Origin of the sequence: Streptomyces recifensis, assembly GCF_002154615.1 — a bacterium.
GTDB lineage: Bacteria > Actinomycetota > Actinomycetes > Streptomycetales > Streptomycetaceae > Streptomyces > Streptomyces griseoluteus.
In genome coordinates, this window is record NZ_MUNH01000035.1 from 22,380 (window position 1) to 33,600 (window position 11,221).

The 11,221-nt window shown below is 72.1% G+C and carries 8 protein-coding genes; 2 read left to right on the forward strand and 6 right to left on the reverse strand.

Going from position 1 to position 11,221, the window contains the following annotated elements; genetic code table 11:
- Window positions 1–81: 81 nt before the first annotated feature.
- From ilvC to CCN33_RS02270, 5 genes are all read right to left on the reverse strand, one after another.
- Window positions 82–1,080: a ketol-acid reductoisomerase gene (ilvC, locus tag CCN33_RS02250; protein ID WP_086690498.1), complete on the reverse strand. Its 999-nt coding sequence runs from the start codon at window positions 1,078–1,080 to the stop codon at window positions 82–84.
- A 109-nt stretch (window positions 1,081–1,189) separates the two neighbouring features.
- Window positions 1,190–1,714: an acetolactate synthase small subunit gene (gene ilvN / locus CCN33_RS02255; protein ID WP_031181749.1), complete on the reverse strand. Its 525-nt coding sequence runs from the start codon at window positions 1,712–1,714 to the stop codon at window positions 1,190–1,192.
- 30 nt (window positions 1,715–1,744) lie between these two features.
- Window positions 1,745–3,595, reverse strand: coding sequence for an acetolactate synthase large subunit (locus tag CCN33_RS02260; protein ID WP_208621638.1), 1,851 nt, complete (start codon window positions 3,593–3,595; stop codon window positions 1,745–1,747).
- A gap of 253 nt (window positions 3,596–3,848) precedes the next feature.
- Window positions 3,849–6,848, reverse strand: a complete 3,000-nt coding sequence (locus CCN33_RS02265) for a putative bifunctional diguanylate cyclase/phosphodiesterase (protein ID WP_167387746.1) — start codon at window positions 6,846–6,848, stop codon at window positions 3,849–3,851.
- A 373-nt stretch (window positions 6,849–7,221) separates the two neighbouring features.
- Window positions 7,222–8,166 (reverse strand): 2-hydroxyacid dehydrogenase, encoded by a 945-nt coding sequence (locus tag CCN33_RS02270; protein ID WP_086690503.1) that lies wholly within the window; start codon window positions 8,164–8,166, stop codon window positions 7,222–7,224.
- Between the two features lie 74 nt (window positions 8,167–8,240).
- Between CCN33_RS02270 and CCN33_RS02275 the strand changes: the two genes are divergently transcribed.
- On the forward strand, window positions 8,241–9,239 hold the full coding sequence (locus CCN33_RS02275; protein ID WP_086690505.1) for an aldo/keto reductase: 999 nt from the start codon (window positions 8,241–8,243) through the stop codon (window positions 9,237–9,239).
- 67 nt (window positions 9,240–9,306) lie between these two features.
- Window positions 9,307–10,458, forward strand: coding sequence for a PQQ-dependent sugar dehydrogenase (locus CCN33_RS02280; RefSeq protein ID WP_425275822.1), 1,152 nt, complete (start codon window positions 9,307–9,309; stop codon window positions 10,456–10,458).
- Between the two features lie 36 nt (window positions 10,459–10,494).
- Here CCN33_RS02280 and CCN33_RS02285 read toward each other — a convergent pair whose 3' ends face one another.
- The gene (locus CCN33_RS02285; protein WP_086690509.1) at window positions 10,495–11,031 is read right to left on the reverse strand and encodes a hypothetical protein; all 537 of its coding nucleotides are present in this window, start codon (window positions 11,029–11,031) and stop codon (window positions 10,495–10,497) included.
- Window positions 11,032–11,221 lie beyond the last annotated feature (190 nt).

Below are 11,221 nucleotides of genomic sequence, written 5' to 3' on the forward strand. Positions count from 1 at the left end.
TTGTTGTGCAGCAGTGTAGTGGCGCGGCGGCCGGGCGGGCGGCACCCCGCCAGGGGGCGCCGCCGCCGGCCGCCACGAGGCTCACGCCTCTTCGTCGACCCAGGACATCAGCTTGCGCAGCTTCTTGCCCGTGGTCTCCAGCAGGTGCTCGGAGTCCTGCTTCTTGTACTCGTCGTACTTCTTCAGGCCGCCGTGGTACTCGTCCATCCAGTTCTTGGCGAAGGAGCCGTCCTGGATCTCGGCGAGGACCTTCTTCATCTCGGCCTTGGTGGCGTCGGTGACGATGCGCGGGCCGGTGACGTAGTCGCCCCACTCCGCGGTCTCGGAGATGGACCAGCGCATCTTCTCCAGGCCGCCCTCGTACATGAGGTCGACGATCAGCTTCAGCTCGTGCAGACACTCGAAGTAGGCGATCTCCGGCTGGTAGCCGGCCTCGGTCAGCGTCTCGAAGCCCGCCTTGACCAGGGCGGCGGTGCCGCCGCAGAGCACGGCCTGCTCACCGAACAGGTCGGTCTCGGTCTCCTCGGTGAAGGTGGTCTTGATGACACCGGCGCGGGTGCCGCCGATGGCCTTGGCGTACGACAGGGCCAGCGGGAAGGCGTTGCCGGAGGCGTCCTGCTCGACCGCGACGATGCAGGGCACGCCGCGCCCCTCCTCGTACTGGCGGCGGACCAGGTGGCCGGGGCCCTTGGGGGCGACCATGCAGACATCGACCTCGGCCGGGGGCTTGATGAAGCCGAAGCGGATGTTGAAGCCGTGACCGAAGAACAGCGCGTCGCCGTCCTTCAGGTTCGGGGCGATGGACTCCTCGTAGACCTGGGCCTGGAGCGGGTCCGGGACCAGGATCATGATGACGTCGGCCTCGGCGGCGGCCTCGGCCGCGGTGACCACGCGCAGGCCCTGCTCCTCGGCCTTGGCGCGGGACTTGGAGGCCTCGGGCAGACCGACGCGGACGTCGACGCCCGAGTCCCGCAGCGACAGGGCGTGGGCGTGGCCCTGGCTGCCGTAGCCGATGACCGCGACCTTGCGGCCCTGGATGATGGACAGGTCGGCGTCGGCGTCGTAGAACAGCTCGGCCACTGGTTCTCTCCTTGAGGTGCGGGTGCTGCGCCCACCGTATTGCGGTGGGGGGACGGAAGGTTTCGGGGTCTCGGCATCCGGTCGCCCCGCGGGGCGGCCGGGCCGGGGGTCACGCGCTGCGGTCGAGGGCGCGCAGGGAGCGGTCGGTGATGGAACGGGCGCCGCGTCCGATGGCGATGGTGCCGGACTGCACCAGCTCCTTGATACCGAAGGGCTCCAGCATCTTCAGCATCGCGGACAGCTTGTCGCCGGAACCGGTGGCCTCGATGGTGACGGCCTCCGGGGAGACGTCGACGGTCTTGGCGCGGAACAACTGGACGATCTCCACGATCTGCGACCGGGTCTCGTTGTCCGCGCGGACCTTCACCAGAACGAGTTCACGCTGGACGGCCTGTCCGGGTTCCAGTTCGACGATCTTCAGCACGTTGACGAGCTTGTTGAGCTGCTTGGTCACCTGCTCCAGCGGCAGGTCCTCGACGTTCACCACGATGGTGATGCGGGAGATGTCGGCGTGCTCGGTGACACCCACCGCGAGGGAGTCGATGTTGAAGCCGCGCCGGGAGAAGAGGGCGGCGATGCGGGCGAGGATGCCCGGTGTGTTCTCCACCAGGACGGAGAGCGTGTGCTTGGACATGGTCGTGGTCTCTCTCGCTCGTATCCTCGGTCAGTCCTGGTCGCTGTCGCCGAAGTCGGGACGGACGCCCCGCGCGGCCATGACCTCGTCGTTGGAGGTCCCGGCGGCGACCATCGGCCACACCATCGCGTCCTCGTGGACGATGAAGTCGACGACGACCGGGCGGTCGTTGATCGCGTTGGCCTCCTCGATGACCTTGTCCAGGTCCTCGGGGCGCTCGCAGCGGATGGCGTGGCAGCCCATCGCCTCGGCCAGCTTCACGAAGTCGGGCACGCGGGTGCCGGCGCTGGGGCCCGTGGGTCCGTCGGGGCCGGAGTGCAGCACGGTGTTGGAGTAGCGCTGGTTGTAGAACAGCGTCTGCCACTGGCGGACCATGCCGAGGGCGCCGTTGTTGATGATGGCGACCTTGATCGGGATGTTGTTCAGGGCACAGGTGGTCAGTTCCTGATTGGTCATCTGGAAACAGCCGTCGCCGTCGATCGCCCAGACCGTACGGCCGGGCTGTCCGGCCTTGGCGCCCATCGCGGCCGGGACCGCGTACCCCATGGTTCCGGCGCCGCCGGAGTTGAGCCAGGTCGCGGGCTGCTCGTACTGGATGAAGTGGGCGGCCCACATCTGGTGCTGGCCGACGCCCGCAGCGAAGATCGTGTCGGCGGGGGCGAGCCGGCCGATGCGCTCGATGACCGCCTGCGGGGAGAGCGAGCCGTCCTCCGGCGTCTCGTAGCCGAGGGGGTAGGTCTCCCGCCAGCGGTTCAGGTCGCTCCACCAGGCGGTGTGGTCGCCCCGGTGGCCCTCGCTGTGCTCCTTCTGCACGGCCTGGATCAGGTCGGCGAGCACCTCGCGGGCGTCACCCACGATCGGCACGTCCGCCTCGCGGTTCTTGCCGATCTCGGCCGGGTCGATGTCGGCGTGCACGATCTTGGCGTACGGCGCGAAGCTGTCCAGCTTCCCGGTGACCCGGTCGTCGAAGCGGGCGCCGAGGGCGACGATCAGATCGGCCTTCTGCAGCGCGGTGACGGCGGTGACCGAGCCGTGCATGCCGGGCATGCCCACGTGCTGCGGGTGGCTGTCGGGGAAGGCGCCGAGTGCCATCAGGGTGGTGGTGACGGGGGCGCCGGTCAGCTCGGCGAGGACCTTCAGCTCGGCGGTGGCGCGGGCCTTGAGCACCCCGCCGCCGACGTAGAGGACGGGACGGCGGGCGCTGGTGATCAGCTTGGCGGCCTCGCGGATCTGCTTGGCGTGCGGCTTGGTCACCGGGCGGTAGCCGGGCAGGTCGGTCACGGGCGGCCAGGAGAAGGTCGTCCGCGTCTGGAGCACGTCCTTGGGGATGTCGACGAGGACCGGGCCCGGGCGCCCGGTCGAGGCGATGTGGAACGCCTCGGCGATCGTCCTCGGGATGTCCTCGGCCTTGGTGACCAGGAAGCTGTGCTTGGTGATCGGCATGGAGATGCCGACGATGTCCGCCTCCTGGAAGGCGTCCGTACCGATCGCCTTGGAGACCACCTGGCCGGTGATCGCGACCAGCGGCACCGAGTCCATGTTGGCGTCCGCGATCGGGGTCACCAGGTTGGTCGCGCCGGGGCCCGAGGTCGCCATGCACACGCCGACCTTGCCGGTGGCCTGCGCGTACCCGGTGGCCGCGTGGCCCGCTCCCTGCTCGTGGCGGACCAGCACGTGGCGCACCCGCTGGGAGTCCATCAGCGGGTCGTACGCGGGAAGGATCGTGCCCCCGGGAATGCCGAATACGGTGTCGACCCCCACCTCCTCGAGCGAGCGGATGAGGGACTGCGCACCCGTGACGTGCTCGACGGGGGCGGAGTGCTGTCCTCCGGATCGGGGCCGCGGCTGCGGGTGGTGGGCCCCGGTGGCCTGCTCGGTCATCGTCATTCTCTTCTCGAGCTTGAGGGTTTGCGAGGTTCGGGCGGTGTGGGTGCGGGAGCGGGGGGCCGCACGAGGGTCACTCGTGCAACAAAAAACCCCCCGTGCCGCAAGGCAAGCGAGGGGAGCGCGTCGGTGAGGGGTGCTGGGATTTCCGGACGGTGTCCGACGAAGCCCCAGCTCAGCCGACGCGCTTTCCAAGTACGAGAATTCGGGTGCGCATGGCACTGACCCTCCCCCCGGCGCGCACCATGTGTCAAGTGGGTGGGACGGCCGTCTCATCATGTGAGCGGAGCACCGTCCCGCCGAACACGGTGGACATGGTCCCGGAGTAGAGCCCGGCACCCTTCCCGGCGAAGACCGGCTCGGCGGGGGCGTGCGGCACCGGGAAGCGGCCGGAGGCGAGCGCCCGGCGCAGCCGGTACTCGTCCACCGGCCCGGCGAACGCCATGCCCTGGCCGTGGGTGCAGCCCATGGCACGCAGGGCGACCACCTGTTCCGGCAGGTCCACACCCTCGGCGACGGTCTGCAGGCCGAGGTCGCCCGCGATGCGCAGCAGCCCGCTGGTGATCTTGTGCAGCCGGGCGGACTCCACGACGCCCTCGATCAGCCCGCGGTCGAGCTTGAGGATGTCCACGGGGAGCCTGCGCAGCGCCGTGATGGCCGCGTGGCCGCTGCCGAAGCCGTCGAGCGCGATCCGCACGCCGAGGCGGCTGAGCGCGGTCAGGCGGCGCTCCAGCTCGTCCTGGGAGATCCGCGGGTCGGTGCCGGACAGTTCGATGATCAGCGCGCCGGGCGGCAGCCCGTGCCGGGTGAGCAGCGCCTCGATGGAGCCGAGCGGCAGCGAGCGGTCCAGCAGCCGCCGGGCGCTCATCCGTACGGACACCGGGACGACGAGGCCGCTCGCGGCGCGCTCGGCGGCCTGCTCCACGGCTTCCTGGAGTATCCAGCGCTCCAGCTCGGCCGTACGGTCGCCGTCCTCGGCCACCCGCAGGAACTCGGCCGGGGTGAACAGCACCCCCTGGGCGGAGCGCCAGCGCGCGTGGGTGGCGACCGAGGCGATCCGGCCGCCGTTGAGACACACCACCGGCTGGTGCAGCAGCGCGAACTCGCCCTCGTGCAGCGCGGCGCGCAGCCGCCCGGCCAGCTCGGCCTTGCGCACCACGTCCTGCTGCATCTGCGGCTTGTACAGCTCCACCCGGCCCTTGCCGCCGGCCTTGGCCCGGTACATCGCCAGGTCGGCGTTGCGCAGCAACTCGCCCGCGCCGAGGCCGGGCTCGGCGAAGGCGACGCCGATGGAGGCGTTGACCCGGACATCGTTGCCGTCGATGACGTACGGCTGGGAGAGGGTGAGCCGGAGCCGGTCGGCCAGCTCCAGGATGTGCCGCTCGCGGGCGGCCCGGTCGCGGGTGCCGTCGCCGGTGATCAGGGCCGCGAACTCGTCCCCGCCGAGCCGGGAGGCGGTGTCCCCCTGGCGCACGGCGTCCTGGAGTCTGCGCGCGGCCTGGATCAGCAGCTCGTCCCCGGCCTGGTGGCCGATGGTGTCGTTGACGGCCTTGAAGCCGTCGAGGTCGATGAAGAGCACGGCCGTGCCGCGCAGGGCGGCGCCCCGGTCGGTGGCCCGGCGCCCGGACAGGGCCTGCTGGACACGCCGGGTGAACAGGGCGCGGTTGGGCAGGTCGGTGAGCGGGTCGTGCTCGGCGTTGTGCTGGAGCTGGGCCTGGAGCCGGACCCGCTCGGTCACGTCCCGGCTGTTGAAGATCAGCCCGCCGTGGTGCCGGTTGACGGTGGACTCCACGTTGAGCCAGCCGCCCCGGCCGGAGCGGAAGCGGCACTCGATGCGGGTGGTGGGTTCGGCCAGCGGGTCGGCGGCCAGGAAGCGGCGCACCTCGTGCACCACGCAGCCCAGGTCCTCGGGGTGGATCAGCGCGGCCAGTTCGGTGCCGATCAGGGCCTCGGCGCTGCTGCCGTAGACCCCGGCGGCGGCCGGGGAGACATAGCGCAGGACACCGTTGGGCGCGGCGATCATGATGACGTCGCTGGAGCCCTGCACCAGGGAGCGGAAGTGGTTCTCCTTCTGTGCCAGTTCCTGGGTGAGGGTGATGTTGTCCAGCAGCATGATGCCCTGGCGGATGACGAGGGCCAGCACCACGGCGCCCGCGGTGATCAGCACCACGTGGTCGGGCCGGCGCCCGTTGAGCACGTTGTACAGGATGCCCAGCGTGCAGACGGCGGCGGCGAGGTACGGGGTGAGGGCGGCCAGCGAGCCGGTCAGCGGCCGCCCTGACGGGTACCGGTGGCCCTCCGCGCCCGGCGGGTGCGGCTGCGCGCTGGACGGACCGCGCTGGCCCGGCACGTGCTCGTGCACGACACGGGTCTCGGACGCGCCCCGGTCGCCCTCGCGCCCCCTGGGTGCGGCCCAGGGGGCGTAGGCGAGCAGCAGGGAGCCCGCGAACCAGCCCGCGTCCAGCAGTTGCCCGGAGCGGTAGCTGCTGTGCAGCAGCGGCGAGGTGAACAGCGCGTCGCACATCACGGTGAGCGCCAGGGCGCCGATCGCGGTGTTGACGGCGGTGCGGTTGCCCGGACTGCGCCGGAAGTGCAGCGCGAGCACCATGCTGACCAGCACGATGTCGAGCAGGGGGTAGGCCAGCGAGAGGGCGGTGTGCTCGACGCTCGGTCCGTCGATCCGGGCGGTCTGGGCGAGCGCCAGGCTCCAGGAGAGGGTGAGCAGTGAGCCGCCGATGAGCCAGGCGTCCAGCGTGAGACAGATCCAGCCGGCCCGGCTCGCCGGACGTTTGGCGAGGACCAGCAGCCCCACGATGGCGGGCGGCGCGAAGCAGAGGAAGAACAGGTCGGCGTAGCTGGGACTCGGCACGGTGCGTTCGAGGACCACCTCGTACCACCCCCAGACCGCGTTGCCCAGGGCGGCCATCGCGGAGGAGAGAGCGAAGAGCAGCCAGGCGGGGCGGAAGCGGACGCGGCGGCTGCGGGCGTAGAGGAAGCAGGAGACGGCGGCGGTGCCGGCCGCCGCGCTGAGCCCGAAGTCCCCCATGAAGAGCGCGAGTTGCTCGTTCCCCCAGTCGAAGGCCGAGCCGACGGCATAGGCCGCGCAGACCAGGGCGAGGGTGAGCTGCTGGGTGAGCCGCGATCCGTCGCCGGCCGCTGCCGGTGGCCGGGTGGGGGGCGTGCGGACGGGCTGCTGCGGCGCGCGGGGCGCTCCGTCGAGCGCGGTCGTGGTCACCGGCGGCGCGCTCACCGCGCCCTCCCGGTGCGGGTCGCGCCGGTGCCCCTCGGGGGCCGGTGCGGATGCCTGTGCCGGGCGCCCGGCCGGGGGTGCAGGGCGAGCCGGCTCATCGGCCGCTCGCACCCGCACGCGGTCGTGCGCCAGGGTCGCCGTCGGCGGCTCCGCCGCGTCGGATCGTTCGTCCATAGGCCGTGCATCGCCCGTCGCCCCCCTCACAGAGCTGAAATGTTCGTCCCCGGCGCCGATCGGTCGGCGGCGCACCCCTGTCGGGACGATACACCAGGATCGTCACTCAGGGACATAGCTTCTCTACTCTCCGTGACGACCAGCGACTATGCGGGCACACAACGCGCCCGGAGGGTCGCGGAGGGTGCCGACGAGCGGCTCACGCCCCGGTGGTGAGGACCACGTGGCGCAGTGGCTCATGGTTCACGAACCGGGTCAACTGGTCCACCAGAAGCCGCTCGGCGCGCGGCCGGAACGCCGAACTCGGGCCGCCCACATGCGGGGTGATCAGTACGCCCGGCGTCCGCCACAACGGGTGGCCCGGCGGCAGCGGTTCGGGGTCGGTGACGTCCAGCGCGGCGGTGAGGCGCCCGCTCCGCACCTCGCTGAGCAGGGCGTCGGTGTCGACCACGGGCCCGCGCGCGATGTTCACCAGCAGCGCGCCGTCCTTCATGCGGGCGAGGAAGTCGGCGTCCACCAGGCCCCGCGTCTCGTCGGTGAGGGGCGTCGCGAGGATCACCACGTCCGCGTCCGGGAGCAGTCGGGGAAGTGCGGTGAGCGGATGCACGTCCCCGCGCGCGGTGGTGCGCCCGGAGCGCGCCACCCGGATCACGCGCCCCAATTCGAAGGGCGCGAGCCGGTCCTCGATGGCCGAACCGATGGCGCCGTAGCCGAGGATGAGCACGTTCCGGTCGGCCAGAGCGGGCCGGAACTCCCCTTGCCAGCGCTCCTCCTCCTGCGCCCGCACGAACCCCGGAATCCCGCGCAGCGAGGCCAGCGTGAGGGTGAGGGCCAGCTCGGCGGTGCTGGTGTCGTGGACTCCGCGTGCGTTGCAGAGCTGGACGCCGGGGACGATCAGGGAAAGGTTCGCGGTGATGTCGTCCACGCCCGCGGTGAGCGTCTGGACCACCCGCAGGCCGGTCATCGCCTCCAACGGGCGCACCTTCACGGGCTCGCGCCGCATGTACGGCACCACGTACACCGCGCACTCCGCCGGATCACCGGGAAAATCCTCCTGCCCGCCGTCCCAGAACAGGTAGTTCGGGCCCGCGGGCAGCCCCTTGATCTCCTCGGGCGGGATGGGCAGCCAGACGTCTTCGCTCATGGTCAGGAGGCTAGTTCAGGCAGCCGGGGCGCAGCGGTTAGGTTGGGAGCCTCGGCGAGGGAGGTTCGCGGCAGGTGGAGCGCAGGACGATCGGCACGGGGGCGCTCTCGGTGGGGGCCGTGGGGCTCGGGTGCATGCCGATGAGCTGGGCGTACAGCGGGTCGCGGCAGCGGGGCGAGGAGTCGCTGCGGGCCGTGCACCGGGCGCTGGACCTCGGGTCGGACTTGCTGGACACGGCCGACATGTACGGCCCGTTCACCAATGAGCTGCTGCTGGGCCGGGTGCTGAGGGAGCGGCGCGCGGACGCCTTCGTGTCGACCAAGGCCGGGCTGCTGGTGGGTGATCAGCACATCGTGGCCAACGGGCGCCCCGGCTATGTGAAGCGGGCCTGCGACGCCTCGCTGCGCCGCCTGCAGACCGACGTGATCGACCTGTACCAGCTGCACCGCGCCGACCCGGAGGTCCCCGTCGAGGAGACCTGGGGCGCGATGGCGGACCTGGTGCGGGCCGGTAAGGTCCGCGCGCTGGGCCTGTGCGCGGTCGGCGCGCGCGGCGGACGCCGCCCGGGGAACGGGCTGCATGACGGCACACTGCGCCAGTTGAAACGGGTGCAGCAGGTGTTCCCGGTGAGCGCGGTGCAGGCGGAACTGTCGGTGTGGTCGCCGGAGGCGCTCACCGCGCTGCTGCCCTGGTGTGCGGAGCGGGGCATCGGCTTCCTCGCGGCGATGCCCCTGGGGAATGGTTTCCTCACCGGGACGCTGACCCCGGGCGAGGGCTTCGAACCTGACGATCTGCGCGCCCGCCACCCCCGTTTCACGGCGGAGATGATGGCGGCCAACCAGCCCCTCGTGGCCGGACTCCGCCGCGTCGCGCGACGGCACGGCAAGGACGTCACCCCGGCGCAGGTGGCGCTGGCGTGGGTGCTGGCACAGGGACCGCAGGTCGTCGCGCTGCCCGGCACCAAGCGGGAGCGCTGGGCGCGGGAGAACGCGGCGGCGGCCGCGCTGCGGCTGACCCAGGAGGACCTCTCCGAGGTGGCCGCCCTGCCCCCGGCGCTGGGATCGTGGGACTGAACGCCGGACGCACACGGTGCGCGTCTGGTGGGGTAGCAGTGTCGGTGCGACCCCCTTCGAAGGGACCTTGACCGTGCGAAGCCGAACCGTGCCCGCCGTACTCGCCGCGACCACGCTGCTGCTGGCCGCGGGCTGCTCCTCGGACGGAGGTGACGGGCGGGGAGCGCCCTCCGGGGGCCTGGTGACCGCCACGGCGCAGTCCCCCTCCGAGACCGCCCCGCCCGCCAAGGGCTCGGTGCAGGTGCTGCGGACGGTGGCCGAGGGCCTGAAGAGCCCGTGGGGGCTGGCCCCGCTGCCCGACGGGAACCTGCTGGTCTCCTCCCGCGACGACGCCACCCTCACCCGGATCGACGCCAGGACCGGGAAGAAGACGGTGGCGGGCCGCATCTCCGGGGTCGAGCCCGCCGGTGAGGGCGGCCTGCTGGGCATCGCTCTCTCCCCCGGCTTCGCCTCGGACCACATGGTCTACGCCTACTTCACCTCGGCCTCCGACAACCGGGTGGTCCGGGTCCGGTACGACGAGAAGCGGGCGCCGGGTGATCAGCTGGGCGCCCCGGACACGGTGTTCAAGGGCATCCCCAAGGGCCGCATCCACAACGGCGGCCGGATCGCCTTCGGCCCGGACGGCATGCTGTACGTCGGCACCGGCGAGAGCGGCGAGAGCGGGCTGGCCCCCGACAAGAAGTCGCTCGGCGGCAAGATCCTGCGGATCACCCCGGAGGGCGAGCCCGCGCCGGGCAACCCCCTCGGCCGCTCCCCGGTGTACTCCTACGGCCACCGCAATGTGCAGGGTCTGGCCTGGGACAAGCAACAGCGGCTGTTCGCGTCGGAGTTCGGGCAGGACACCTGGGACGAGCTGAACGCGATCAAGCCCGGCGGCGACTACGGCTGGCCCGGCACCGAGGGCAAGGGCACCGACGCGCGCCTGCAGAATCCGCTGGCCCAGTGGCACACCGACGAGGCGTCCCCGAGCGGTATCGCCTACGTGGACGGGGTGATCTGGATGGCCGGCCTCCGGGGCGAGCGCCTCTGGCGCGTCCCGCTGCGCTCGACCTCGGCTTCGGCACCGCCGCAGGCGTTCCTCAAAGGCGAGTACGGCCGCCTGCGCACGGTGGCCCCGGCCGGGCAGGACCGACTGTGGCTGCTGACCAGCAACACCGACGGCCGCGGCGACCCCGGGAAGGCCGACGACCGCCTGCTGGAGCTGCGGGTCCGCTGACGGGGGCGGTGCCACACACCGCCCCCGCTCCTGCGGTCAGCCCGCCGAGGGCAGGCCGAGCAGCGCGTCGGAGTACTTCAGCGCAGCCAGCAGCAGGCCGACGACGCCGAGCGCGACACCGCCCCACGCGACCGACTTGATCCACGGGGCCTGCGGGCGGCCCGGCGCGCCGAACGCGGGGCGGGCGAGCACGGCCACGCCCACGACCAGCGCGGCCACCGCGAACAGGCCGGCCCACAGGGCGGTGGCGTGCCAGGCGTCGCCGTAGACCGCCTTGATCTGCTGGGCGACCCCCGCCTGGGAGGAGGTCTTGAGCTGGCCCATGAGCTGGGCGCGGGCCGAGGCGACGGTGCCGACCCAGCCGCCGTTGAGCGAGACCAGACCGAGCGCGGCGGACACCACGGCACCGGCGCCCTGGCCGACCCCGGACGCGCGGCCCGACTCGGCGGCGGCCGTCTCCTCGCCGGTCTCCTGCTGCTCGGGGGCTTCCTCGGTCACGGCGGTCTCCGCCACCGTCTCGTCGTGCTGCGCGCCGGTCTCGGTCCCGGCGCCTTCCGCTGTCTTCGTAGCCATGCCCGGCACCGTACGGACGGAGTCTGAGAGGCGTCTTAACGCCCGCTGTGCGCTGCGGCTTCCGCGGTGACGGCCGAGCCTTTCCGGGGCTCAGTCGAACTGGTCGCCGAGGGCCATGATCATCGTCCCGGCTATCAGCAGCCAGAGGGCACGGCGGGTGCGACCGCGGGCGCCGAGGAAGGCGGCGGCC

What these genes read in the sequence shown, in the direction of transcription:
- CCN33_RS02270 (WP_086690503.1), bottom strand. Translation starts at nt 8,166, where the DNA reads ATGAGCGAAGACGTCTGGCTGCCCATCCCGCCCGAGGAGATCAAGGGG.
- ilvN (WP_031181749.1), bottom strand. Translation starts at nt 1,714, where the DNA reads ATGTCCAAGCACACGCTCTCCGTCCTGGTGGAGAACACACCGGGCATC.
- CCN33_RS02285 (WP_086690509.1), bottom strand. Translation starts at nt 11,031, where the DNA reads ATGGCTACGAAGACAGCGGAAGGCGCCGGGACCGAGACCGGCGCGCAG.
- CCN33_RS02260 (WP_208621638.1), bottom strand. Translation starts at nt 3,595, where the DNA reads ATGACCGAGCAGGCCACCGGGGCCCACCACCCGCAGCCGCGGCCCCGA.